This window comes from Methylobacterium mesophilicum, assembly GCF_036441335.1.
Taxonomy (GTDB): domain Bacteria; phylum Pseudomonadota; class Alphaproteobacteria; order Rhizobiales; family Beijerinckiaceae; genus Methylobacterium; species Methylobacterium mesophilicum_B.
Genome location: NZ_MLBW01000015.1, coordinates 413,487 through 437,825, shown reverse-complemented (window position 1 = coordinate 437,825; position 24,339 = coordinate 413,487). Strand labels below are relative to the sequence as shown.

Annotated in this window: 20 protein-coding genes and 2 pseudogenes; 17 read left to right on the top strand and 5 right to left on the bottom strand. The window is 73.7% G+C overall.

Translation table 11 applies throughout. The features are described from left to right. On the top strand, positions 1-1,154 hold a 1,154-nt coding region (locus MMR14E_RS11685; RefSeq protein WP_331314394.1), incomplete at its 5' end, for an efflux RND transporter periplasmic adaptor subunit. A gap of 11 nt (positions 1,155-1,165) precedes the next feature. Next, the gene (locus MMR14E_RS11680) at positions 1,166-4,405 is read left to right on the top strand and encodes a CusA/CzcA family heavy metal efflux RND transporter (protein ID WP_331314393.1); all 3,240 of its coding nucleotides are present in this window, start codon (positions 1,166-1,168) and stop codon (positions 4,403-4,405) included. 45 nt (positions 4,406-4,450) lie between these two features. On the opposite strand, the gene MMR14E_RS11675 is transcribed toward MMR14E_RS11680, so the two are convergent. The 3 genes from MMR14E_RS11675 to MMR14E_RS11665 form a co-directional block, all read right to left on the bottom strand. Beyond that, a complete protein-coding gene (locus tag MMR14E_RS11675) occupies positions 4,451-4,594 on the bottom strand; it encodes a hypothetical protein (RefSeq protein WP_331314392.1) in 144 nt (47 codons plus the stop codon). 105 nt (positions 4,595-4,699) lie between these two features. Further along, positions 4,700-4,912 carry a TOBE domain-containing protein gene (locus MMR14E_RS11670; protein WP_331314390.1) on the bottom strand — a complete coding sequence of 71 codons (213 nt, stop codon included), beginning with the start codon at positions 4,910-4,912 and terminating at the stop codon, positions 4,700-4,702. A gap of 95 nt (positions 4,913-5,007) precedes the next feature. Then, a complete protein-coding gene (locus MMR14E_RS11665; protein ID WP_331314388.1) occupies positions 5,008-5,304 on the bottom strand; it encodes a hypothetical protein in 297 nt (98 codons plus the stop codon). 641 nt (positions 5,305-5,945) lie between these two features. Between MMR14E_RS11665 and MMR14E_RS11660 the strand changes: the two genes are divergently transcribed. From MMR14E_RS11660 to MMR14E_RS11625, 8 genes and pseudogenes are all read left to right on the top strand, one after another. After that, positions 5,946-7,055 carry an AAA family ATPase gene (locus MMR14E_RS11660; RefSeq protein WP_331314386.1) on the top strand — a complete coding sequence of 370 codons (1,110 nt, stop codon included), beginning with the start codon at positions 5,946-5,948 and terminating at the stop codon, positions 7,053-7,055. Beyond that, a pseudogene (locus MMR14E_RS11655) lies at positions 7,052-7,363 on the top strand (DUF5682 family protein); the annotation flags it as partial. The gene MMR14E_RS11660 and the pseudogene MMR14E_RS11655, both read left to right, overlap by 4 nt. A gap of 125 nt (positions 7,364-7,488) precedes the next feature. Further along, positions 7,489-9,021, top strand: a complete 1,533-nt coding sequence (locus MMR14E_RS11650; RefSeq protein WP_331314384.1) for a DUF4132 domain-containing protein — start codon at positions 7,489-7,491, stop codon at positions 9,019-9,021. Positions 9,022-9,035: 14 nt separating this feature from the next. After that, a complete protein-coding gene (locus MMR14E_RS11645; protein ID WP_331314383.1) occupies positions 9,036-10,988 on the top strand; it encodes a DUF4132 domain-containing protein in 1,953 nt (650 codons plus the stop codon). After that, positions 10,985-12,532: a VWA domain-containing protein gene (locus MMR14E_RS11640; RefSeq protein ID WP_331314382.1), complete on the top strand. Its 1,548-nt coding sequence runs from the start codon at positions 10,985-10,987 to the stop codon at positions 12,530-12,532. Before MMR14E_RS11645 ends, MMR14E_RS11640 begins: the two co-directional genes overlap by 4 nt. Next, on the top strand, positions 12,420-13,049 hold the full coding sequence (locus MMR14E_RS11635) for a hypothetical protein (RefSeq protein WP_331314380.1): 630 nt from the start codon (positions 12,420-12,422) through the stop codon (positions 13,047-13,049). Before MMR14E_RS11640 ends, MMR14E_RS11635 begins: the two co-directional genes overlap by 113 nt. Beyond that, positions 13,046-14,710: an SWIM zinc finger family protein gene (locus MMR14E_RS11630; protein ID WP_331314378.1), complete on the top strand. Its 1,665-nt coding sequence runs from the start codon at positions 13,046-13,048 to the stop codon at positions 14,708-14,710. The genes MMR14E_RS11635 and MMR14E_RS11630 overlap by 4 nt, the downstream gene beginning before the upstream one ends. Positions 14,711-15,038: 328 nt before the next feature. Further along, entirely contained in the window at positions 15,039-16,823 is a 1,785-nt protein-coding gene (locus MMR14E_RS11625) for a reverse transcriptase domain-containing protein (protein ID WP_331314376.1), read from the top strand. Between the two features lie 235 nt (positions 16,824-17,058). Here the strand turns inward: MMR14E_RS11625 and MMR14E_RS11620 are convergent, their stop codons facing one another. After that, positions 17,059-17,820, bottom strand: a complete 762-nt coding sequence (locus MMR14E_RS11620; RefSeq protein ID WP_331314374.1) for a sigma-70 family RNA polymerase sigma factor — start codon at positions 17,818-17,820, stop codon at positions 17,059-17,061. 68 nt (positions 17,821-17,888) lie between these two features. Beyond that, positions 17,889-17,993, bottom strand: a pseudogene (locus tag MMR14E_RS29230) (LysR family transcriptional regulator); the annotation flags it as partial. On the opposite strand from MMR14E_RS29230, the gene MMR14E_RS11615 reads away from it, so the two are divergent. The 7 genes from MMR14E_RS11615 to MMR14E_RS11585 all read left to right on the top strand — a co-directional run bounded on the left by MMR14E_RS11615 (position 17,988) and on the right by MMR14E_RS11585 (position 24,262). Beyond that, the gene (locus MMR14E_RS11615) at positions 17,988-19,061 is read left to right on the top strand and encodes a YihY/virulence factor BrkB family protein (RefSeq protein WP_331314426.1); all 1,074 of its coding nucleotides are present in this window, start codon (positions 17,988-17,990) and stop codon (positions 19,059-19,061) included. The pseudogene MMR14E_RS29230 and the gene MMR14E_RS11615 overlap by 6 nt on opposite strands. Before the next feature lie 338 nt (positions 19,062-19,399). Continuing rightward, positions 19,400-19,537, top strand: a complete 138-nt coding sequence (locus MMR14E_RS11610) for a hypothetical protein (RefSeq protein ID WP_164706365.1) — start codon at positions 19,400-19,402, stop codon at positions 19,535-19,537. A 26-nt stretch (positions 19,538-19,563) separates the two neighbouring features. After that, positions 19,564-20,160: a Crp/Fnr family transcriptional regulator gene (locus MMR14E_RS11605; RefSeq protein ID WP_331314372.1), complete on the top strand. Its 597-nt coding sequence runs from the start codon at positions 19,564-19,566 to the stop codon at positions 20,158-20,160. Positions 20,161-20,273: 113 nt separating this feature from the next. Further along, positions 20,274-21,605, top strand: a complete 1,332-nt coding sequence (locus MMR14E_RS11600; protein ID WP_331314370.1) for a LarC family nickel insertion protein — start codon at positions 20,274-20,276, stop codon at positions 21,603-21,605. Continuing rightward, entirely contained in the window at positions 21,602-22,420 is an 819-nt protein-coding gene (locus MMR14E_RS11595) for an adenine nucleotide alpha hydrolase (protein WP_331314368.1), read from the top strand. The genes MMR14E_RS11600 and MMR14E_RS11595 overlap by 4 nt, the downstream gene beginning before the upstream one ends. Beyond that, complete coding sequence (gene larB / locus MMR14E_RS11590; protein WP_331314366.1) at positions 22,417-23,097, top strand: nickel pincer cofactor biosynthesis protein LarB; 681 nt, start codon at positions 22,417-22,419, stop codon at positions 23,095-23,097. The genes MMR14E_RS11595 and larB overlap by 4 nt, the downstream gene beginning before the upstream one ends. Before the next feature lie 55 nt (positions 23,098-23,152). Then, a complete protein-coding gene (locus MMR14E_RS11585; protein ID WP_331314364.1) occupies positions 23,153-24,262 on the top strand; it encodes an aldo/keto reductase in 1,110 nt (369 codons plus the stop codon). Positions 24,263-24,339: the final 77 nt, after the last annotated feature.

Below are 24,339 nucleotides of genomic sequence, written 5' to 3'. Positions count from 1 at the left end.
TACCGCGCGCGGGCGAGGACCGCGCCGACCACGACCACGCGCACGGCGCCGACGAGGCCCACGAGGCGGGCACGGTCCGGATGCGGCCCGACCAGGTCGCCGATCAGGACATCGTCACGCGGACGGTCGCGGGCGGCACGCTGGCGCGCCACCTCCTCGTCCCCGGCACGATCACGCCGGACACCGACCGGATCGCCCGGGTCCCGGCCCGGGTGGTCGGGACCGTGGCCGAGATGCGCAAACGCCTCGGCGACGCCGTGCAGGCGAACGAGGTCGTCGCCATCCTCGACAGCCGGGAGGTCGCCGACGCCAAGAGCGAGTACCTCACCGCCCAGGTCCAGGCCGAGCTGCAGACGATCAACTTCGAGCGCCAGCAGAAGCTGCTCGCCTCGCGCAGCGCCTCGGAGGCCGCCTTCGAGACCGCCCGCGCCGCCTATCTGGAGAACCGGCTCCGGGTCGACCTCGCCCGCCAGAAGCTTTCGGCGCTGGGCCTCGACGCCGCCGAGGTGGCGGCCGCCCAGAAGCGCGACGAGGCCACGCCGAACCAGTCGACCCTGCGCCGCTATCCGCTGCGGGCGCCGCTCGCCGGCCGCATCGTCGAGCGCAAGGTCGATGTCGGCACGGCGGTCGGCAAGGAGGGCGACCCGGCCGACCTCTACACGGTGGCGGACCTCTCCACGGTCTGGATCGAGCTGTCGGTGCCGACCGTCGATCTCGCCCAGGTGCGGGAAGGCGCCCGCGTGACGGTCACGCCCGGCCGGACGGGCGAGACGGAGCGCCGGGCGGAGGGTCGTGTGATCTTCGTCAGCCCGTTCCTCAACCCCGACACGCGCTCGGCCCGGGTGGTCGTCGCCCTGCCGAACCCGGACCTCGCGTGGCGGCCCGGCACCTTCGTCACCGCCGAGGTCGAGATCGCGCGGGACGCGGTCCCGGTCCGGATCCCCAAGGCGGCCGTCCAGACGATCGAGGGCGAAAGCGCCGTCTTCGTGCGCACGGCCGACGGGTTCGAGAAGCGGCCGGTCACCCTCGGCCGGTCCGACGACGAGGCCTACGAGGTCACCGCCGGGCTCGAGCCCGGCGCCGAGATCGCGGTCGGCAACGCGTTCCTGCTGAAGGCCGAGCTCGGCAAGGCCGACGCCGGCCACGACCACTGAGGAGACGGACGATGATCAGCCGCATCCTCGCCGTCTCGGTCCGCCAGCGCTGGCTGGTGCTGCTCCTCGTGCTGCTCGCCTCGGGCTTCGGCGCCGCCGCGCTCACGAAGCTGCCCATCGACGCGGTGCCCGACATCACCAACAACCAGGTCCAGATCAACACCCTGGCCCCGTCCCTGTCGCCGGCGGACGTCGAGCGGCAGGTCACCTACCCGGTCGAGACGGCGCTCGCCGGCATCAAGGGCCTCGAGTACACCCGCTCGCTCTCGCGCAACGGCTTCTCGCAGATCACCGCGGTGTTCGCCGAGTCCCTCGACATCTACTTCGCCCGCCAGCAGGTCGCCGAGCGCATCGCCCAGGTGCGGGAGGACCTGCCCTCCGGGGTCGAGCCGCGGATGGGCCCGATCTCCACGGGGCTCGGCGAGATCTACATGTGGTCGGTCCAGTACGCGCCGCTGCCTGAGCGCGCGGCCGTGCCGGCGGGCCGGCCGGGCTGGCAGCCGGACGGGAGCTACCGGACCCCGGAGGGCCAGGTGCTCCGGACGGAGCTGGAGCAGGTCGCCTACCTGCGCACGGTGCAGGACTGGATCGTGCGGCCGCAGATCAAGTCCGTCCCGGGCGTCGCCGGCGTCGACGGGATCGGCGGCTTCGAGAAGCAGTACCACGTCCAGCCGGACCCGACGAAGCTGACCGCCCTCGACCTGTCCTTCGCGGACGTCGCCCGGGCGCTCCAGGCCAACAACGCCAACCAGGGCGCCCGCTACCTGGAGGACAACGGCGAGAGCTACGTGGTCCGCGCCGCCGGCCGCCTGGAGAGCCCGGAGGCGATCGCCGACGTCGTGGTGGCGAGCCGCGGCGGCGTGCCGGTGCGGATCCGCGACGTCGCCACGGTGCGGATCGGGCGCGACCTGCGCACCGGCTCGGCGAGCGAGAACGGGCAGGAGACCGTGATCGGCACCGCCCTGATGCGGATCGGCGAGAACAGCCGCACGGTGGCGGCCGCCGTCGACGCCCGCATGGACCAGATCCGGCGCGCCCTGCCCCCCGGCATCGTCGTCCAGACCGTCCTCGACCGGACGCAGCTCGTCGAGGCCACGATCCGCACGGTGGGCAGGAACCTCGCGGAGGGCGCCGCCCTCGTGATCGTCGTGCTGTTCCTGCTGCTCGGCAACATCCGGGCGGCGCTGATCGCCGCCTTGGTCATCCCGGTCGCCATGCTGATGACCGTGACCGGCATGGTCGAGGGGAAGATCTCGGCCAACCTGATGAGCCTGGGCGCGCTCGATTTCGGGCTCATCGTCGACGGGGCGGTGATCATCACCGAGAACGCGCTCCGCCACCTCGCCGAGCGGCAGCACGCGATCGGGCGGCCGCTCGCGCTGGAGGAGCGCCTGGAGACGGTGCGGGACTCGGCCGAGGAGATGATCAAGCCGTCCCTCTACGGGCAGGCGATCATCATCCTGGTCTACGTCCCGCTCCTGACCTTCACGGGGGTCGAGGGCAAGATGTTCCAGCCGATGGCGCTGACCGTCATCCTCGCCCTGGCGGCGGCCTTCGTGCTGTCGCTGACCTTCGTGCCCGCCCTGATCGCCATCGCCCTCACCGGCCGTGTCACCGAGGCGGAGAACCCCCTCGTCCGGGGCCTGAAGGCGCTCTACCGGCCCGTCCTCGCCGCGGCGATCCGGGCGCCCGCCCCGTTCGTCGGGGCGGCGCTGCTCCTCCTCGCGGGCGCCGGCCTGCTCGCCACCCGGCTCGGGACCGAGTTCATCCCGCAGCTCGACGAGAAGAGCATCGCGCTGAACGCCACCCGGATCCCGTCCACCTCCCTCACGCAGTCGCAGGCGATGCAGCTCAAGGTGGAGCGGGCGATCGCCAAGTTCCCGCAGGTCGCCTACGTGTTCTCGAAGACCGGCACCGCCGAGGTCGCCACCGACCCGATGCCGCCGAACGCGTCCGACACGTTCGTGATGCTCAAGCCGCAGGCGGAGTGGCCCGACCCGGACCTGTCGAAGGCCGCGCTTCAGGAGCAGATCGAGGCGTCCTTGGGCGCGCTCGCCGGCAACGTCTACGAGTTCTCCCAGCCGATCCAGCTGCGCTTCAACGAGCTGCTCGCCGGGACGCGGGGCGACCTCGCCGTGAAGGTGTTCGGCGACGCCTTCGAGCCGATGCTGGAGACCGCCAACAGGATCGCCGCGATCCTGCGCGGGATCCCGGGCGCCGACGACGTGAAGGTCGAGCAGATCACAGGCCTGCCGGTCTTCGAGATCCGGATCGACCGGACCGAGGCGGCCCGGCTCGGCCTCAGCACCGGGGCGATCCAGGACGTGATCGGCGCCGCCATGGGCGGCCGGGACGCCGGCGTCGTGTTCGAGGGCGACCGGCGCGTGCCGATCGTCGTGCGCCTGACCGACCAGGTCCGCGAGGACCGGGAGGCCCTGGAGAACCTGCCCGTCCCCCTCCCCCCGGGGCCGAACGGGCGGGCCGCCTCGGTGCTCCTGCGGCAGGTGGCGCAGTTCTCGGTGAGCGAGGGGCCGAACCAGATCAGCCGCGAGAACGGCCGGCGCCGGGTCGTGGTCACCGCCAACGTCCGCGGGCGCGACATCGGCTCGCTGGTGGCGGAGGCGCGCGGGAAGGTCGCCGCGCAGGTGACCCTGCCGGCGGGCTCCTGGGTGACCTGGGGCGGCCAGTTCGAGAATCTCGCCTCGGCCCAGGCGCGGCTCGCCGTGGTGGTGCCGGTGTGCTTCTTCCTGATCTTCCTGCTGCTCATCTCGGCGCTGGGCAGCGCGCGGGACGCGCTCCTGGTGTTCAGCGCGGTGCCGCTGGCCCTCACCGGCGGCATCGCGGCCCTGTGGCTGCGGGGGATGCCGCTCTCGGTGCCGGCCGCGGTCGGGTTCATCGCGCTCTCGGGGGTGGCGGTGCTCAACGGCCTCGTGATGCTGACCTTCATCAAGCAGCTCGTCGCCGCGGGCCGGCCGCTGCGGGCGGCGATCCGCGAGGGCGCCCTCACCCGGCTGCGGCCGGTGGCGATGACCGCGCTGGTCGCTTCCCTGGGGTTCGTGCCGATGGCGCTCGCCACCGGCACCGGCGCCGAGGTGCAGCGGCCGCTCGCCACCGTGGTGATCGGCGGCCTGATCAGCGCGACCCTGCTGACCCTGGTGGTGCTGCCGGCGCTCTACGCGCGGTTCGGGCGTGCCGGACCGGCCGGCCGCGCCGGCATGGTCGGCGGGATGCTGCACATCCTCCCCGCCTGACCACGGGCGCGCCGCGGCCGCGCCCGTCGCCGGGCGCGCCGGTGGTCAGGCGGGGAGGATGTGCAGCATCCCGCCGACCATGCCGAGGGCGCCGATGCCGATCAGCCCCACGGCGATGTAGAGCCGCATCCGGCTCTCGTCGGCGCCCGTCGGGGGCGGGGTGTCTTCGGGCAGGTCGAACCAATCCATCAGGTCAGGGCAGCCGGTCGGGTGGGCGGGAGGCGCCGCCCTAGGCCGGCCCGATGACGACGGGATGACGGCGCGATGGCGGGGCCCCCGCGGCGGCCCCGGCCGCTACGGCTTCACCAGCAGCACGTTCACCGCCTCGGCGAGCACGGGGACGGTGTCGCCCTCCCGGAGGCCCAGCTCCTCCAGCGAGTCGACGGTCATGACCGAGGCCATGCGGTAGGCGGTGCCGACCAGCTCCACCTCGACCTGGGCCATCACGTCCCCGCGCTTGATCGCCGTCACCGTGGCGGGGATGTCGTTGCGCGCGCCGTGCTTCATGGGGGCCTCCCGCGTTGCGCAGCCGGTTCGGCCGCCGTCGAGGCCTATCGCGACCGTGGCCCCGGCATCAATCGCGACGCCGGGGCAGGGCCGGCTCAGCGCCGACCCGGGGCTCCGGCCGAGCCGGCCTCGCTGCCGCCCGGCTGGAAGCCCGCCGCGTTCGGCGGACCCTTCATCCGGCCGTCCTGCTTCGGCATCTCCGAGCCCGGAGATCCGGTCGTCGTGCCGGTCGTCTCGCCCTTGCCCATCTCGCCCCGGCCCATCTCGCTCTTGCCCGTATAGCCGGCCGCGTTGGGTGAGCCCTGCATGCGGGGGCCGGTATTCTCCGCGGCCGTGGCGGCCGCGCCCGTCGCCAGGAGGCCGGCGACGGTCAGGCTGATCAACGTCTTCATGTGCGAACCCTCGAACGCTTCCCCAGGCCGCCTCTCCGGGCTTACCGGGGGCAACGCGGCCGGACGGATCCCGTTCACGCCCCCGGGCCGGCGGGGGGCGGGGTTGCGGGATAATACCTGCTGCAATGCAATAAATTCCGCATTCAGGGCGGCATGGATACGCATTTCCATGGCGCTGTATTGATTTATGTTCGGGCCGGCACGGGATCGAACAATTGCCATCCGCGACAGGATCTGTTTGTATATTGATACGCGTTGCATTCCATCGTGGTGACTGAATTCGCTCGCGGCCTGTCCGGTCCGGCGAGGAGGTCGAGCATGTACGCTTTTGCCAAGACCAGAGAGAGAACCGATTGGGAGCTGGTCGTCGTCTTCGGCGGCTGGATCGTCTTCGAGATCGCGATCCTGACGCTGTGCTTGGTGTCGGTGTAGGCCTTCTTCTCGACGATGCCCGTTCTGGTTGCGCGATCCTGATCGCCCGGGGCCGCGCGGACCGGTCGATGCCCGCACCGGGCCGCCAGTGCTTGGCGACGGGCTCGCGGACGCGCGGAAAAGCTTGAGGGACCCGCACGTGCCGGGGCATGTTCTGCCGATCGCGGAACCGGGCCGACAGAGTCGGCCCGACGGCAGGGGACGGGTGCATGGCGAAGGCGGTGCGGGCGGGCGGCGATCGCGAGGCGCGTCAGAGACCCCCGGCCGAGGCCGTCCACGCCGCGGAACTCGCGCGCCTGCGTGCCGAGGATTCGGCGCCGCGGCCGCCCGGCTGGCAGCTCTCGCTCCAGGGCGTCCGGCGGTTCATCTGCGGCGATGGCGCGGCGCCCGCCAAGGTCGTCTGCGCCCCGGCGCTGGTCGAGCGGGCCATGGTCACCCTCGCCACCTCCCGCGCCCTCCTGCTGATCGGCGAGCCCGGGACCGCCAAGAGCCTGCTCTCGGAGCTCCTCGCGGCGGCGATCAGCGGGTGCTCGACCCTGACGATCCAGGGCGGCGCGTCGCTGACCGAGGACCAGATCCGCTACGGCTGGAACTACGCGCTGCTCGTCGCCGAGGGGCCGAGCCCGCGCGCTCTGGTGCCGGGCGCCCTCCACACCGGCCTCAGTGAGGGGCGGATCGTCCGCTTCGAGGAGCTGACGCGCTGCCCGCTGGAGGTGCAGGACAGCCTGCTCTCGGTCCTGTCCGACCGGGTGCTCGCGGTGCCCGAACTCACCGGCGCGGACGGGATGGTCTACGCCCGGGAGGGCTTCAACCTGATCGCCACGGCCAACACCCGCGACCGGGGCGTCAACGAGATGTCGGCGGCCCTCAAGCGCCGCTTCGGCTTCGAGACGGTGTTCCCGATCGCCGATCTCGAAGCCGAGCTCGCCCTGGTGCAGCGCGAGGCCACCGCGCTGCTGGCCCGCTCCGGCGTGCCCCGCGGCCCGGATCCCGAGGTGCTCGAACTGCTCGTGACCTGCTTCCGGGAGCTGCGCGAGGCCGTGGACACGGAGGGCACCGGCATGGAGCGGCTCTCGTCCGTGATGAGCACCGCGGAGGCGGTCAGCGTCGCCCACGCCATCGGGGTGAAGGGCCATTTCCTGCGGGGCGATGCCGGCCGGCCGGAGGACATCGTCGCCTGCCTCGCCGGCACCGCCGCCAAGGACGACGCCGAGGATCTCGCCCGCCTGCGCCGCTACCTCGACCAGCGCGTCAGCCGCCGCTCCGGCGCGGCGTGGCGTGAATTCTACGCGGCGCGGCACCTCCTCACCCCGCAATGAGCGGTCCCGCGCCGGATCCCGGCCGCCTGACCGTCATCGGCGTGCGCCACCATTCCCCGGCCTGCGCCGGGCTCGTCCGGCGCACGATCGCGGCGCTGCGGCCGGCCTGCGTGCTGATCGAGGGTCCGGTCGACTTCAACCCGCACCTGCCCGACCTCGCCCTCGGCCACGACCTGCCGGTGGCGATCTTCTCGTTCCGCGCGGACGCGGCGGGCAGCGCCGCCTCCTACACGCCGTTCTGTGCCTTCTCGCCGGAATGGCAGGCGCTGGAGGCGGGCCGGGCGGTCGGTGCCGAGACGCTGTTCTGCGACCTGCCGGCCTGGGACCCGGCCTTCGGGCGTCGCGCCAACCGCTACGCCGACCCGCACGGGGCCCGCGCCGACGCGGCCGNCTCGACGCCGCCGTCGCGGCCTACGCGGAGCGGGATCCCGGCGTGCCCGAGGCGGTGGCCGCCGGCGTCGACAGCGACCCGCTGGAGCAGGCGCCGTCCAAGCCGCCGAAGCTCCCGGACTGGGTGGTTCCCGCCGCCCTGCCCCGCCCGGTCCTGCGGAGCGGGGGCGCCCTGCCCGACGCCGCCGTCACCGCCCTGTGCGAGATGCTCGCCTTCTCGGACCCGCTGACGCCCTACGCGGGCGTCGCCCAGGTTCGCGCCGCCTGCACGCCGGAGAGCCTCGACGCCTTCGCGGTCGCGCTGTTCCAGGCGTGGATCGCGGCCGGCGCCAAGGCGACGGGGGATTGGGCGATGCTGGCGCTGGCCCTGATCGGCGGCGACCATGCCGCCCGCGACCTCACCCGGCAGATCCGCGCCTGGGGGCAGGCCGGCCTCAAGCCGCGCGGCAAGGCCGGCATCGCCGTGCTCGCCGGGATCGGCACAGACGTGGCGCTGATGAACCTCAGCGCCATCGCCGAGAAGAGCCCGCTGCAGCAGCTGCGCGAGGCCGCCCGCGCCGCCATCGTCGAGGCCGCCGAGGCCCGCGGCCTCGACGAGGTCGACCTCGCAGACCGGCTCTCCCCCGATCTCGGCCTCGACGCGCGCGGCGGGCTCGACCTGTCCTTCGGTGAGCGCCGGTTCCGGGTCGGCTTCGACGAGACCCTAAAGCCCGTCCTGCGCGACGCCGAGGGCCGGCGGCTCGCCGCCCTGCCCCGCCCGACCAAGGCGGACGATCCCGAAGCCGCCAAGGCGGCGTCCCGGCACTGGGCGGCCCTGCGCAAGGACGCGGAGGCGGCGGCCGGCCTGCAGGTCACCCGGCTCGAGGCGATGCTGGCGTCCCAGCGCCGCGTCGCCCCCGGGGTGTTCTGGCCGTTCTTCGCTGCCCACCCGCTGATCCGCCACCTCGCCGCGCGGCTCGTCTGGGGCCTCTACCCGGACGCCGCGCCCGCGACGCCGCCGGGGAACGTCTTCCGCCTCGCGGAGGATCTCGCGCCGACCGACGCCGCGGACGACGCCCTCGCCCTCGACGTCGCGGCGGCGGAGGGCGTGGTCGGCCTCGTCCATCCCCTGCACCTAGACCCGGAGGAACGGACCGCCTGGAGCGGCCTGTTCGCCGATTACGAGATCGCCCAGCCCTTCCCGCAGCTCGCCCGCGAGACCTTCGCGTTCACCGAGGCTGAGCGGGGCGCCGCCGAGAGCCGCCGCTTCGACGGGGTCCGGGTGGGCGGCCGCCGCCTGCGGGGGCTGCGGCCCCAGGGCTGGTCGACCGACGCGGGGGGCGAGCACGTCCAGGCGGTGCAGCGCCCGGTCGCGCTGCCCGACGGCACCCGCCTCGTCGCGGTCCTCCGATTCGAGGACGGGTTCTGGCGCCGGCCCGGCCCGGAGGGCGACGGGACCCAGACGCTGCGGACCCTGACCCTGTCCGAGACCGGCTGGCGCGCCGCGGCGACCCACCGGTTCGGCGACCTCGACCCGGTGACCGCGAGCGAGGTCCTGCGGACGCCCAGCCTGCTCGCCGCCGCCGGCGACGCGTGAGAGGGAGACAGCCCATGGAACGCTACGAGCTGGTCGAGGGCAGCGCGGCCAAGTTCTGGGAAGTCGGCGTCTCCGGCCCGACGCTCACCGTCCGCTTCGGGCGCCTCGGCACCCAGGGCCAGAGCAAGGAGAAGACCTGCGCCGACGCGGCCGCGGCCGTGAAGGAGAAGGACAAGCTCGTCCGCGAGAAGACCGCCAAGGGCTACGTCCGTGCCGAGGGATCGGCTCCCGCCGGGGCTGCGGCCGCAGCCCCGGTCGCAGCCCCGGTCGCAGCCGCAGCCGCGGCCCGGAAGCCCGAACCGGCGCAGGCGTCCGGGCCGGTNGGCGAGCACGCCCTGCGCGTGCTGGCGCGGGACCGGGCGGACGGCCGCGCCATCATCGCTTCCGTGGCGGCGCGCTACGCGGACCAGGCACCGGACGTGACCGAGGCGGTCGCGCAGGTGCTCGACCGCGATCCCCTCGCCCGCGTCCCCGCCAAGGTCGGCAAGCCGCCCGCCTGGGTCGTGCCGGCGATGCTGACCCGCCCGCGCCTGCGGGACGGGACCGCCCTGCCGGACGCCGCGATCCTGACCCTCTGCGAGATGCTGTCCTTCACCAACCCGGACGCCGTCTACGCCGGCGTGCCGATCGTGCGCGAGGCCTGCACCGAGGCGAGTCTCGCGGCCTTCGCGTGGGACCTGTTCTCCGCCTGGATCGCCGCCGGGACGCCCTCCAAGGACGGCTGGGCCCTGCGCGCGCTGGGCTGGTTCGGCACCGACGCCACGGCCCGCGACCTGACCCGGCTGATCCGCCGCTGGCCCGGCGAGGCCGCCCATGCCCGCGCGGTCACCGGTCTCGACGTGCTGGTCGATATCGGCACCGACGTGGCGCTGATGAACCTCAACGGCATCGCCGAGAAGCTGAAGTTCAAGGGGCTCCAGGAGAAGGCCCGGCAGAAGATCGCCCAGCTCGCCGAGGCCCGCGGCCTCACCGCCGAGGAGCTCGCCGACAGGCTCGCCCCCGACCTCGACCTCGACGAGCGCGGCGGCCTCGACCTCGATTTCGGCCCCCGCGGGTTCCGGGTCGGGTTCGACGAGACCCTGAAGCCCTGGGTCCGGGACGCCGCCGGCCAGAGGCTCAAGGACCTGCCCAAGCCCGCCAAGGCCGACGACGCCGGCAAGGCCGCGGCGGCGGTGGCCCGCTGGGGTGCCCTGAAGAAGGACGCGCGGGCCGTGGCGAGCCTGCAGGTGGCCCGCCTGGAGGCGATGCTCGCCGGCGCCCGCCGGGCCCAGCCGACGGTGTTCGGCCCCTGCTTCGCCGCGCACCCGCTCGTGCGCCACCTCGCCCAGCGCCTCGTCTGGGCCACCTTCGCGGATGCCGACCCGCGGACCGGACCGGGCCTGACCTTCCGGGTGGCCGAGGACCTGACCTTCACGGATGCCGACGACGCGCCGCTCGACCTCGACCTGACCGGGGCGGCCCCGGGCCTGATCGGCCTCGTCCATCCCCTGCAGCTCGAATCCGGGGCGCTGGCCGCCTGGGGGGCGCTGTTCGGCGACTACGAGATCGTCCAGCCCTTCCCGCAGCTCGCCCGCGAGACCTACGCCTTCACGGAGACCGAGGCGGCCGCCGCCACGACCGACCGCTTCGCCGGGACCGTGGTGGAGGCCAACCGCCTGCGCGGCATGGCCGCCCGGGGCTGGCCCCTCGGGGCGCCGCAGGATGCCGGGGTGGTGTGGTGGATCGAGCGCGCCGTGACCTTCCCGGGCGGCGCCGCCGGCCAGGCGTCGCTGACCTTCTCGGAGGGCCTGTTCACCGGCGCGGTCGAGTTCGAGGACCGGGAGCAGACCCTCGGCGAGCTGACCCTCGGCTCGCCCTGGAGCAACCGGACGGATCCGGGCCAGCGGACCTTCGGGGAGCTCGCGCCGGTCACGGCGAGCGAGCTCCTGCGCGGGCCGAGCCTCCTGGCCGGGACGCGGCTGCGGTGAGCCTCGACCCGGTCACGCGCTGGCGGCTCATCCTCGGCGAGGCGGCGGATTCCGCCTGCGCGGGGGCCGGCTGCGCCCTGTCGGGGGACGCGGCGGCCATGGATCAGGCGCTCGACTGGCTCTACGGCCGCGACGCCGCCGGCGCGGCGCGGGGGGAACGGCGCCAGGGCGGCCGCGAGGGCTCGACCCTGACGGTGCCGGGCTGGATCAACGCGGTCCACACGCTCTTCCCCCGCGAGACGATCGAGCGGCTGGAGCGCGACGCGATCGAGCTCTACGCCATCGACGCCGTGGTCACGAACCCCGAGGTGCTGGCCCGGGTCGAGCCGAACGAGACCCTGCTGAAGGCGGTCCTGCGCACCAAGCACCTGATGGCGCCCGACGTGCTGGTGATGGCCCGCAGGCTCGTGCAGGAGGTGGTCCGGCAGCTGATGGAGCGGCTGGCCCGCGACCTCGCGGTGGCGTTCTCGGGGGTGCTCGACCGGCGGCGGCACACGCGCCTGCCCGGCGCCCGCGACCTCGACCTGAACCGGACGATCCGCGACAACCTGCGCCACTACGATCCCGAGAGCCGGCGGGTCACCGTCGAGCGGCTGCACTTCTTCGCCCGGAACCGGCGGCAGATGCGGCCCTGGCAGGTGATCCTGCTCGTCGACCAGAGCGGGTCGATGCTCGATTCGGTGATCCACGCCTCGGTGATGGCCGCCTGCCTGTGGAAGCTCCCCGGCATCCGCACCCACTTGGTCGCCTTCGACACGGCGGTGGTGGACCTGACCCGCGACTGCGACGACGCCTGCGAGCTGCTCATGAAGGTCCAGCTCGGCGGCGGCACCGATATCGGCGGCGCCCTGCGCTACGCGGCCGGGCTGATCACCGCGCCGGAGCGGGCGATCGTGGTCCTGGTCTCCGACTTCTACGAGGGCGCGAGCGAGGCCGCCCTGGTCGAGCAGGTGCGGGCGCTCTCCGGCCAGCGGACCCGCGTGCTCGGCCTCGCGGCCCTCGATTCGGAGGCGCGGCCGGCCTACGACCGGGCGATGGCGCAGCGGCTCGTGGCGGCCGGCGCCGAGATCGGCGCGATGACGCCCGGCGAGCTCGCCGNCGGGGGGCTGCGCCCGGMCCCTGGTGGCGCGCCTCGTCGCGGCGGATCCGGGCGCAGCCCCCCGCCTCGCCCGGGAGCTGATCGGCAGCCTGTTCCGCGCGGCGCCCGACGACGCCTACGCGGCCGACACCGTGGCCCTGCTGCGCGAGGCCCTGCCGGGGGAATGCGCCGCCCTCGACGACGGCACCCTGTGGCGCCTGCTGCAGGCGCGGGCCGACGGCGCCCGCCGCCTCGGCGCCGCCCTCCTGCCGGACCGGCGCCCCGAGGCCCTCAGCGTCCGTCAGATCGCCCGGCTCGGCGGCCACCCGTACCGGGCGGTGCGGGACTGGGCGATGGCGGCCATCGCGGCCGACCCGGCCCGGTTCCAGGCCGCGGCGGCCGAGGCCGTGCGCCTCGTGGAGAGCGACTGGCCCGACACCCTCGCCTTCGCCCGCGGCCTCTTTGATTCCTGGCCGGAGGCCGCCTGGACGCCCGAGGCGCTCGCCGTCGTCACCGACAGCGTCAAGCCGGAGGTCCTGGCCCTCGCCCGCCACCTCCTGCGCGGCCGGCTCCGGCCCGAGGACGCGGAGGCGCAGGTCCTGCGCCTCCTGGAGCACCCCGCCCCGTCGATGCACCTCCTGCTCACCGAGCTCCTGACCGAGCAGGCCGTGGCGAGCGAGGCGGCCTTCGCGCGGCTGATCCCCCTCGCCCGCATCGTGATGCTGCAGGTGCTGCGCGGCCGGGTCGCCAAGGACCGGATGGCCGCCTTCCTCCGGGCCGAGGCCCTGCGCAGCCGCGCCCGCGCCGAGGCGCTGCTGCCCCTCTTCGCCGACCTGACCCTGAGCGGCACGGCCCGGGACCGCAGCGCCGCGATCCTGACCCTGCGCGACGTCGCCGACGCGCATCCCGATCTCGCCGTGCCCCTCCTCCGGCGCCCGCCGGAGGCGCGGGGACCCGTCTCCGTCTCGGAAGAGGCCCGATGAACTTCGTCCATCGCTACCTCGGCGAGAGCCGGGCCGTCTCGGACGCGGACGCGACCCGGCTCGGCTTCGTCCCCGACACCCTGCGCGAGCCGACCTACTTCGCCGGGACGGTGGCGCGGCACCTGCCGTTCCGGGAGGCGATCTCCGCCCTGCACCACGTCGTCGTGTCGGACCTGCGCTTCAAGCCGAAGGACCGCACCGCCTACTTCGCGTGGCTCCAGGCCCACGAGCAGGAGCTGCTGGCCGAGGCCCTCGCCGAGAAGGACGGCCTGCGCGCCTGGATCGAGGCCCTGCGCGCCGAGAGCCGGGACATCGCGGCCCGCTCCGACGCTGTGATGCGGTCGTTCTACGACGCGCGGAAGCGGTACTTCGACTACCTCTACCGGGAGAACCTCGACGCCTGGATCGTGCTCGACCCGGTCATCACCGTCCACCCGGACGAGATCTTCTTCGAGGCGTTCAGCCTCGACGAGTCGAGCTACGGGCGCCTGTCCTGCGACCACGACACGTTCGCGCGCATCGGCGACATGGCCTGCGGCACGACCAACATCGACTACAGCCACGCCCTCTACGACGAGTTCCAGAAGATCCGCAGCTACCGCGACACCGAGCTGGCGATCGACCCGACCGGCTTCGCGGTCCAGACCTCCGGCGAGGCCGCCTACCGCGAGGACAAGATCGACCTGCCCGATTCCTGGATGCGGGGCTTCCTGCAGGTGTCGAGCGCCATGGCGCAGCCCGCCCACGCGGTGGACCTGCACCCGGTCGACATGCACGCGATCCTGACCCGCCTCGCCGCGCGCCGGGAGCGCCACGGCCCGCGCTCCCTGCGGTTCCTGCTCGAGCCCGGCCGGCCGGTCAGCGTGCTGATCGAGCCCTGGAACGAGCGGCTGACCTTCCGGCGCTCGATCTACCGCGGGAGCGAGGCCGCGGAGATCCGCCTGTGGGGCCGGCGCCGCCTCGCGATCCTGGCCCGGACCCTCCCGCTCGCCCGGTCGGTGCGGCTGCACCTCCTCGGAACCGGGCTGCCCGCCTTCGCGGTGGTGGATTTCGGCGGCCTGCGCTTCACCCTCGGCCTGTCGGGCTGGACCGCCAACGACTGGTCCCGGGCCGGGCAGTTCGACCTGCTCGCGCCCCGGGCCGACGTCGACGCCGACACCGCCGCCCGGGTCTTCGCGGCGCTCCGGCGCCACCACGCCGCCGATACCGGCCAGCTCGCCGCCGAGACCGGCCTCGACCGGTCGACCGTGGAGGCGGCGCTCGGCGGCTACGTGCAGGCGGGCCGCGCCATGTTCGACCTCGACAAGCGGGTCTACCGCCTGCGGGAGCTGACGCGGGAGCCGCTGGCGCCGGGCGCCCTGCGCTTCGCCTCCGAGCAGGAGGCCAGGGCCGACCGGTTCCTGGCGGCCGGACTGGTCACCCTCGGGCCCGTCGAGCCGGCCGGCGACAGGCGGCGCCTGAGCGGGACCGTGCTGGACGACGGCCGGAGCCTGACGCCCGCGGTGGAGCTCGATTCCGACGACCGCATGGTCGGCGGCAGCTGCCAGTGCGGCTTCTACACCCACAACCGGCTGACCCGGGGGCCCTGCGAGCACATGCTGGCCGTGCGCCGCCTCGTCCACGCCCAAGTCGAGGGCAAGCCCGCGCGGTGGCAGGCGTGAGGCGGGCCCGATTGATGCGGCCGCGCGCCTGGCCTATCCTGACCGCGACAGGGGGCGTCGGCCGGGGCGGACCTTGCATTTCGGGCGGCGATTCGCCGTCCCTGCACCCTGCCCGGCAAAGCGTCACTGGCCCGCTCTTCACTGGGCCGGCACTGACCACCGGTGCGCGTTCGCGGTTTGGGTTCGCTGAACCCAAACGCGCACCGGTGGTCGTGCCGGCGTCGAGTGGACCGGGCCAGTCCCGAGACTTGACGAAGGCATCCCGGCCGACGTCCCCCGTCACGCCCGCCCGCGTCCCGCCTCCCGCCGCCCGCGCCGGAGGCCGCCGATGAGCGAGCAGCCCGGCAGCCTGACCCGCCAGCAGCTCTACGACCGGATCCGCGAGAGCTCGAAGGACGAGGTCATCCTCGAGGAGATGATCCGGCTCGGCTTCTGGCCGGACGGGGAAGCGCAGCCCAACCCGCCGGACGACCTGATCCGCCGCCGCGGCGAGATCGCCCGCGCCCTCGCCGACCTGCACCGGCGGGAAGCGGCTTGGCGCGACCCCGAGGCCGCCCTCAAGGAGATGCATCGCCGGCGCAAGACGGCGGCGCTGGAGCGGCGGCGCGAGACCAAGCTGCGCAACGCCCGCGACCGCCACGCGCGGGCGCAGGCGTGGCACGCGCGCCGGGAGGCGGAGATCCTCCATCTCGGCGACGGCGTCTCGGCCGGCCTCGCGAACGCGGACACGAACGCGGACGCTCCGGGGCGGGGGCCCGCCCCCGGTCTCCCGCCCCTGGCGAGCCCGAAGGCGCTGGCCGAGGCCATGGGGATCGGCCTCGGCGAGCTGCGCTTCCTCGCCTACGACCGGGCGCTCAGCACGGTGAGCCATTACCGGCGCTTCACCATCCCCAAGAAGGCCGGCGGGCTGCGCCGCATCTCGGCGCCGATGCCGCGCCTGAAGCGGGCGCAGTACTGGATCCTCGACGCGCTCCTCGCCCACGTCCCCGTGCACCCGGCGGCCCACGGCTTCGTGCCCGGCCGCTCGATCGTCACCAACGCGGCCGCCCATGTCGGGCGGGACGTCGTGGTCAATCTCGACCTCAAGGACTTCTTCCCGAGCCTCGATTACCGGCGGATCAAGGGGAAGTTCCGGGGCCTGGGCTACGCCGAGCCGGTGGCGACCGTGCTGGCGCTGCTCTGCACCGAGCCGGACGTGGACGCGGTCGAGATCGACGGCGCCCGCCTCTACGCCGCCCGGGGACCCCGCCGATTGCCGCAGGGCGCGCCGACGAGCCCGGCGCTCACCAACCTCGTCTGCACCCGGCTCGACGCCCGGCTCGCCGGCCTCGCCGGCAGCCTCGGCTTCACCTACACGCGCTACGCCGACGACCTGACCTTCTCGGCCTCCGGCGAGGCCGCCGGGAAGGTCGGTGCGCTGCTCAAGTACGTCCACGCCATCGTCGCCGGGGAGGGCTTCACCGTCCATCCGGACAAGACCCGGGTGATGCGCCGCGGCCGGCACCAGGAGGTGACCGGGCTCACCGTCAACGAGCGGGTCGGCGTGCCCCGGGAGACCCTGCGCCGCTTCCGCGCCCTCCTGCACGGGCTCGAGCGGCACGGTCCNGCTGGGACGGAGCCCTGGCGCGGGCCCTCGGCCGCCCCGATCCCGCGGCCGACCGGGACGAGCTGGCCCGCGACGCGGCCAACACCGTGCTGGCCGAGAAGGGCGAGGTCTTCGCCCCCGAGGACGATGCCTGAGGCCGACGGCGACGCGCCGCCGGACCTGCCGCCGGACCTGCCATCGGACGTGCCATCGCGTGATCCGGTGGTTGCCGTGGCGGGGGTGCGGGCCGATGTAGAGGGCATGCCTCATCCCGAACACCGGGCCGAACACCGGCCTGACCACCGCCGCGCCGCCCCGAGACCGACCGAGCGCTACGCCCCCGGCGCGGCACCCTCCGCCCTGCGGGTGGTGCCCATCGCGGGCGGCCCGATCCTCGACGCGCAGACGCGCGTGCGGCTCGGCCGCCAGATGCGGGCGCTGTACGATCCGGTGATCGACGAGGCGCTGGATCCCCGGCTGGCGGAGCTGCTGCTGCAGCTCGACGCGGATCGGGGCGGCTCGACCTGAGATCCGGGGCGGGGCGTCCGGCCCGCGCTTCCGCCGCGGCTGCCGGTGAAGAGGCTCCCATCGGTGGATCGGGGGGATGTCACACCGATGGGAGCCCGGCCGAGTCGACGGATCGACCCAACCCGCTCCATATCGCCCAGGCGGCGGCCCGGGCGCTTTCACCTAAGTCAATTTGCTGGCGAATACGGCCGTCGAAGTGTCGAATTGGCGTATTCGATCGTGAGAATCGTCGCGATCAGGCCGAGGTGCCGGTCACGGACAGCATGACCCCGTCGCTGCCGATCTCGTCGCCGCCGTAGCCGAGCATGCGCGCGAGCTGCTCGCGGGCGCGCCAGACCCGGCTCTTCACGGTGCCGATCCGGCAGTTCATGACGACGGCGGCCTCCTCGTAGCTCAGGTTCTCGATCGCCACGAGGACCAGCGCCTCGCGCATCACCGGCGCGAGGCGGTCGAGGGCCGCGCGCACGTCCTGCAGGTCGAGATGGCCCCCCTGCTCGGGGATGCTGGTCAGCCGCTCGGCGTAGTTGCCGTCGGTGTCGGCGACCTCGCGGCCCTGCTTGCGGTGCTGGCTGTAGAAGACGTTGCGGAGGATCGTGAACAGCCACGCCTCCAGGTTGGTCCCGGGGGTGAAGCCGCCGCGGCCGCGCCAGCCGCGCAGCAGGGTGTCCTGCACGAGATCGTCCGCCGCGGCCGGGTCGCGCGTCAGCGAGACCGCGAACCGGTGCAGCGCCGGCACCACCTCCAGAAGGCCGGCGCGGAAGGTCCTGTCCCGCTCGCCCTCTGCCTGCGCGAGGGCGGCCTCCAGGCGCGCGAGCAGGTCGGCGAAGGGGTTCGCGGCGCCGCCCGAATCCTGGTCGATCCGCTCGTAGGTGCGGCCGAGCAGGGTGCCGAGATGGGCCCGCACGGCCTCCGGCAGGCCGAAGCGGGTCTCGTCCCCGGCCTCCTCTGCGACGTCCGCGACGGGATCGAGGAGCGGTGAGCCTTCGGTGTCGGGCATTCGGTCCGGTCGTCGGCGGGCCTGAGCGTGAAGCCGACGTCGATGCGGTCGTTGAGCAGGGCCTCGCGCTGGGATTGCGAGGGCACGTGCGACAGCTCCAGCCGGATCGCCGGTCGCACCTCGCTGAAGGCGCGGACCAGCTCCGGCAGACGGCCGTTGATCGCGAAATCCATGTAGCCGACGCGCAGGACGCCGGCCATGCCGGTCGCCGTGCGCCGCGCCAGCGTCACNGGGACGGCGCGCGCCGGACGTCGCCCGCGCATGCGGGGCGCGAGGCCCACGCCGTCGCCCGGACCGAGGCCGATCGCGGCCGGCAGGCCTCGACGCCGACCGAGATCCCCGCCAAGGGCTGGAAGGACATCGCGCTGCGCGCCTATCACGACGTCGGCGAGAACCGCCTGTCGCTGATCGCGGCCGGCGTCACCTTCTTCACGCTGCTGGCGATCTTCCCCGCGGTGGCGGCCCTGGTCTCGTGCTACGGGCTCGTGGCCGACGCCTCGACCATCAACGACCAGCTCGCCAGCCTCCAGGGCATCCTGCCCCAGGGGGCGCTGGAGATCATCGGTGATCAGGTCAAGCGCCTGAACGAGCAGGGCAACACCACCCTCGGGTTCAGCCTGCTCTTCGGCATCGTCCTGTCGATCTGGAGCGCCAATGGCGGCGTGAAGCACGTCTTCGACGCGCTCAACCTCGTCTACAATGAGCGCGAGAAGCGTAATTTTCTCGTCCTCAACCTCGTCTCCCTCGGCTTCACCGCGGGGGCGCTGCTGTTTCTCATCCTGGCGCTGGCCGCGGTCGTGGTGCTGCCGGTGGTGCTCGCCTATGTCGGGCTCGGCACCGACGCGTGGTGGCTGACCTTGCTGCGCTGGCCGGTACTGCTCGTGGCGGTGCTGTTCGGCCTCGCCCTGCTCTACCGCTACGGGCCGAGCCGGGACGCGCCGCGCTGGCGCTGGGTCACGCCCGGGGGCGCCCTCGCGGCCGTGCTGTGGATCGTCGCGTCGCTGCTGTTCTCCTGGTACGTCGCCCATTTCGGCAGCTACAACAAGACCTACGGCTCGCTCGGCGCGGCGATCGGCTTCATGACCTGGATCTGGCTCTCGACCATGATCGTGCTGGTCGGCGCCCAGCTGAACGCCGAGATGGAACACCAGACCGCCGAGGACACCACCGTCGGCGCCCCGCAACCGCTGGGTACCCGCCGGGCGCGCATGGCCGACACGGTGGGCGCCGCCGCGGAATAGCGCTCCGCCCGGCCATCCTGGCAAGCGGCGCGTCGCGGGCCACGGCGCCGACTTAACACAGGTTGGCGCACGTTTTTCTGCTGCAGGCACAAGCCGATCAAGAAGATCCGGACTTCGATGTTCGGACGACGGTTTGGCCCCCTGCCGATAGAAATATCCGTGCCTCATTATTTCAAAGATGCCCTCGGCGGCACCGTCGCGCGGGACGCTGCGGACGGGCGCGACGGCGCCCGCCCCCCTGCGGTCGCCCGCCCTCGCGCGTGCCCTGATGCCGACCCGGGTATCGTGCCGGGAACGGGACCGCCGACGGCAGATCAGCGCGCCCGAGAGGAAGCCCGATGAACGATATTGCGCAACGCGCCGAGCCCGCGGCGGCGACGCCGGACCTCTGGCAATCCATCCCGCTCGAATGCATCTTGAGCGCGGTCGCCGTCCTGCTGGCGGCGGGGCTCAAGCTCGCCGGCCTGATGTCCTGACGGCGCGCGGGGGGCGGATGGACGGCATGCAGCACGTCGCACTCAGCGACCCGTACCACACGCACCTGATCCTCGACGGCTGGGCCTGCCGGTACAAGCAGTTCCCGGACGGCCGGCGCGCGATCGTCGCGCTGCTCCTGCCGGGCGACCTGTGCGATCCCTTCGCGTTCCGCCGGGCGCGCATGGACCACGCCATCGGCGCGCTGACGCCCGTCACCGTCGCGCGGATCGCCCCGGAGCAGATCGGCGACGCGGTCCGCGGCCGGCCCGCCGTCGAGGAGTGCCTGTGGCGGGAACTGCTCGCCGCCACGGCGATCCACCGCGAGTGGATCGCCAGCGTCGGCCGTCGCTCGGCGATCGAGCGGCTGGCGCACCTGTTCTGCGAGCTGCACCTGCGGCTGACGCGGGTCGGCCTCGCGGACGGGACGACGCTGCCGATGCCGGTGACCCAGCCCGACCTCGCGGACGCCCTCGGCCAGACGAGTGTGCACATCAACCGCACCCTGAAGGAGCTGCGCACCGGCGGCCTCGTCGTCCTGCGCAGCCGCCGCCTGACGATCCGCGATCTCGACGGGCTGCGGGAGCGCGGGCTGTTCGATCCGGCCTACCTGCAGCTCTCCTGAGCGGCGCGGGCGATACGCCGCGGCGGCGCGGGTCGCGCGCGCCTTGCCGCCGGGCGGCCGCGGACGATCTGAGGCGGACCTGTCACACGCCACGGGCGCCCGCGCGACACACGATGCACATCCACCTCGACGCGCTCGGCGGCGTCGCCGGCGACATGTTCGCCGCCGCCCTGCTGGACGCCTTCCCCGAGCATCAGGCCGGCGTGTCCGCCAGCGTCCGGGCGGTCGACGCGCGCATCGCCTGCGCGGTCCGGGCGCACAACGACGGGATCCTCAGCGGCGCGCGCTTCGCCGTGTCGGCGCCCGGGGCGGAGCCCGGGCCCGCGCCGCACCGGCACGAGCATCCCGGGCGGCACGACCATCCGCATCCCCACGATCACGGTCATCAGCACGGTCATCAGCACGGTCATCAGCACGGCCATGAGCACGGCCATGAGCACGACCACGGCCACGCGCACCATCACGGCCACCGGCCGTGGTCGGAGATCCGCGCCGCGCTGACGGACGCGGATCTCGCGCCTTCGGTGCGTGCGCACGCGCTCGGCATCTTCGGGCACCTCGCCGCGGCGGAAGCCCGCGTCCACGGCATCGCGGTCGACGCGGTGGCGTTCCACGAGGTCGGCGCCTTCGACTCGATCGCCGACATCGTGGCGGCCGCCCACCTGATCGCCGCCCTGGAGGCGCGGAGCTGGAGCGTCTCGGCCCTGCCGCTGGGCTCCGGCCGGGTGCGGACCCAGCACGGCCCCCTCCCCGTCCCGGCGCCCGCCACGACGCTGCTGCTCGCAGGCTTTCCCACCCTCGACGACGGGATTCCCGGCGAGCGCGTCACCCCCACCGGCGCGGCGATCCTGCGCCACCTCTGCGGCGACGATCCCGGGCGGGGCCGGCCCCGGGGCATCCTCGGGCGCACCGGCATCGGCTTCGGCACGAAGGTGCTGCCGGGCCTGAGCAACTGCCTGCGCGCCCTGGTGCTGGAGGAGGCCGCGCCCCGCCCGGGCCGGCGGGACCTCGCGGTGATCGCCTTCGAGGTCGACGACCAGTCGGGCGAGGACCTCGCCCTGGGCCTCGACCGCTTGCGCGCTGAGCCGGGGGTGCTCGACGTCGTGCAGGCGCCGGTCCTCGGCAAGAAGGGCCGGATGACGGCCCATATCCAGGCCCTGGTGCGGCCGGAGAGCCTGGAGGCGGCGATCGCGGCCTGCTTCCGGGAGACCACCACGATCGGCCTGCGTTACCACCACGTGGAGGGCGCGGTGCTCGACCGCGAATCCCGCACGGTGGAGCAGGCGGGCCGTCCGGTCCGGGTGAAGGTGGTCGACCGCCCCGGCGGACGCACCGCCAAGGCCGAGGCCGACGATGCCCGCGATCACGCGGGCCACGCCGCGCGGGCGGCCCTGCGCCGCGAGGCCGAGCGGCGCGCGCTGGAACAGGAGCAGGAGGAGCGGTGACGCGCCAGCATCTCGAAACGGTCCTCGCCGGGCTCGGGCCCGTCGCGGTGGCGGTGAGCGGCGGGGTCGACAGCCTGACGCTCGCCACCCTGGCCCACCGGCGGGCGCCGGGGGCGGCCCTCATGGTCCACGCGGTCTCGCCGGCCGTGCCCGGGGAGGCGACCGACCGGGTGCGCGCCGAGGCCGCCCGCGAGGGCTGGTCCTTGCGGGTGATCGAGGCCGGCGAGTTCGCCGACCCGGCCTACCGGGCGAACCCGGTCAACCGCTGCTTCTTCTGCAAGACCAACCTCTACGGCGCGGTCCGGCGGGTGACCGACCGGCAGATCCTCTCGGGCGCCAACCGCGACGACCTCGGGGAGTACCGCCCCGGCCTCGACGCCGCCCGGGAGCACGGCGTGCGCCACCCCTACGTGGAGGCCGGGTTCGACAAGGCCACTGTGCGGGCGCTCGCCCGCGACCTCGGCCTCGGCGCCGTCGCGGAGCTGCCGGCGGCGCCCTGCCTGTCGAGCCGGGTCGAGACCGGCATCGCGATCGAGCCGGAGATTTTGGGCTTCATCCACGCGGTCGAGCGGCTGGTCGGCGGGGCGCTGGCGATCGGCGGAGCCGGACGGGCAGTCCGGTGCCGGGTGCGCGCCGAGGGCGTGGTGGTGGAGCTCGATCCCGGTAGCCTGGCGGCCCTCGACGCCGCGGATCGCGAAACGCTCGGGGCGGACATCCGGAACCTCGCGCCGGCGCGCCTCGCCGGTCCGGTCCGGTTCGCGCCCTACCGGGTCGGCAGCGCCTTCCTGGTCGATCGGACGGAAGCCCGGCCGTGAGCATCTCCGAAGAATTCACCCTCGATTTCGCCCGGTCCGAGCGGATCGGGCTGGAGGAGGCGATCTTCTGCGCCGGCAAGAGCCCGGAGCAGATCGACGCGATCCTGGACGCCGCGCGCGCCCGGGGCGCCTCCCTCCTCCTCACCCGCCTCGATCCGGAGAAGCGCGACCGGCTCCATGCGGCCGCCCGGCTCGACTACTGCCCGGTCTCGCGCACCGCGGTGTTCGGCGAAGGCCCGCGGATCACCGGCCCGGCCCGGGTCGCCGTGGTGGCGGCCGGCACCTCGGACGTGCCGGTCGCCCGCGAGGCCCTGCGGGTGCTCGCCTATGGCGGCCGGGCGGCCTCGCTCTTCGCCGATGTCGGCGTCGCCGGCCTGTGGCGGCTGACCACGCGCCTGGAGGAAATCCGGGCGCACCCCGTGGTGATCGTCGCCGCCGGCATGGACGCGGCCTTGCCCAGCGTCGTCGGCGGTCTCGTGGCGGGCGCGGTGATCGCGGTTCCGACCTCCGTGGGCTACGGCGTCGCCGCGGGCGGCCGGGCGGCCCTCGAGGCCGTGCTGGCGAGCTGCGCGCCCGGCATCACGGTGGTCAACATCGACAACGGCTACGGCGCCGCCTGTGCCGCCCTGCGCCTGCTCCACGCGGCAGGACGCCTCGCCGCGGAGACCGAACGATGACCCGGCCCGACGCATTACCTCCCCTCACCCCGACATTCGCGAACGGAGACAGCCGATGGAACGCCGCAGCTTTCTACAGGGCGCCGTGCTCGGTGCGGGCCTCGCGGGCGCCGGCAGCGCGGGTGCGGCCGTGAACGCCCCCGCGCTCCCCAACACCCGGCCGCAGGACCCGGCCGACCTGCCCTTCGTCACCGATCCCGGCGAGCGCCGGGGCGAGATGCTCTACCGGACCTTCGGGAAGACGTCGGAAAAAATCTCGGCGATCGGGATGGGCGGGTTCCACCTCGGCAAGAGCGCGGTGACCGACGACGAGGCGACGCGGCTGATCCATGCCGGGATCGACCGCGGCATCACCTTCATGGACAATTGCTGGGACTACAACGACGGGCGCTCCGAGCTGCGCATGGGCGCGGCGCTCGCCCAGGGCGGCTACCGCGACAAGGTCTTCCTGATGTCCAAGATGGACGGGCGGACCAAGGAGGAGGCGCTCAAGCAGATCGACCAGTCGCTCCTGCGCCTGCGCACGGACCGGATCGACCTCGTCCAGCACCACGAGATCCTGCGCTACGACGACCCGGACCGGGTCTTCGCCGAGGGCGGCGCCATGGAGGGCTTCCTGGAGGCGAAGAAGCAGGGCAAGCTGCGCTACATCGGCTTCACCGGCCACAAGGACCCGCGCATCCACCTGCAGATGCTGGAGGTCGCCGCCGAGCGCGGCTTCCACTTCGATTCCGTGCAGATGCCCGTCAACGTGATGGACGCGCATTTCCGCTCGTTCAGCCACCTCGTCCTGCCCTACCTCGTGCAGAACGGCATCGCGCCGCTCGCCATGAAGACCTTCGGCGACGGGGTGATCCTGAAGGCGGACGCGCCGATCAAGCCGCTCGAGTACCTGCACTTCTCGCTGAACCTGCCGGTCTCGGTGGTGATCACCGGCATCCAGAACCAGCGCGACCTCGACCAAGCCTTCGAGGCGGTGAAGACCTTCCAGCCGATGGACAAGGCCACGGTGGCCGAGCTGCTGTCGCGCTCGAAGCCCTACGCGCTGGAGGGCAAGTACGAGCTGTTCAAGACGAGCGCGACCTTCGACGGCACCGCCAAGAACGCGGCGTGGCTCGGCGAGGACGTGGCAAGCGTGAAGAAGCTCGCGCCGACGATGGAGTAGGCGGCGGGCAAGCGCGTCCGATATTCCCCTCCCCCTTGCGGGGAGGGATTGGGGGTGGGGATGGTTCAGAAGGAACC

Excerpts from the sequence above, each read along its gene's own strand:
- MMR14E_RS11680 (WP_331314393.1), top strand. The coding sequence starts at position 1,166 with ATGATCAGCCGCATCCTCGCCGTCTCGGTCCGCCAGCGCTGGCTGGTG.
- MMR14E_RS11675 (WP_331314392.1), bottom strand. The coding sequence starts at position 4,594 with ATGGATTGGTTCGACCTGCCCGAAGACACCCCGCCCCCGACGGGCGCC.
- MMR14E_RS11670 (WP_331314390.1), bottom strand. The coding sequence starts at position 4,912 with ATGAAGCACGGCGCGCGCAACGACATCCCCGCCACGGTGACGGCGATC.
- MMR14E_RS11665 (WP_331314388.1), bottom strand. The coding sequence starts at position 5,304 with ATGAAGACGTTGATCAGCCTGACCGTCGCCGGCCTCCTGGCGACGGGC.
- MMR14E_RS11660 (WP_331314386.1), top strand. The coding sequence starts at position 5,946 with ATGGCGAAGGCGGTGCGGGCGGGCGGCGATCGCGAGGCGCGTCAGAGA.
- MMR14E_RS11635 (WP_331314380.1), top strand. The coding sequence starts at position 12,420 with ATGGCGGCCATCGCGGCCGACCCGGCCCGGTTCCAGGCCGCGGCGGCC.
- MMR14E_RS11630 (WP_331314378.1), top strand. The coding sequence starts at position 13,046 with ATGAACTTCGTCCATCGCTACCTCGGCGAGAGCCGGGCCGTCTCGGAC.
- MMR14E_RS11620 (WP_331314374.1), bottom strand. The coding sequence starts at position 17,820 with ATGCCCGACACCGAAGGCTCACCGCTCCTCGATCCCGTCGCGGACGTC.
- MMR14E_RS11610 (WP_164706365.1), top strand. The coding sequence starts at position 19,400 with ATGAACGATATTGCGCAACGCGCCGAGCCCGCGGCGGCGACGCCGGAC.
- MMR14E_RS11605 (WP_331314372.1), top strand. The coding sequence starts at position 19,564 with ATGCAGCACGTCGCACTCAGCGACCCGTACCACACGCACCTGATCCTC.
- MMR14E_RS11600 (WP_331314370.1), top strand. The coding sequence starts at position 20,274 with ATGCACATCCACCTCGACGCGCTCGGCGGCGTCGCCGGCGACATGTTC.
- MMR14E_RS11585 (WP_331314364.1), top strand. The coding sequence starts at position 23,153 with ATGGAACGCCGCAGCTTTCTACAGGGCGCCGTGCTCGGTGCGGGCCTC.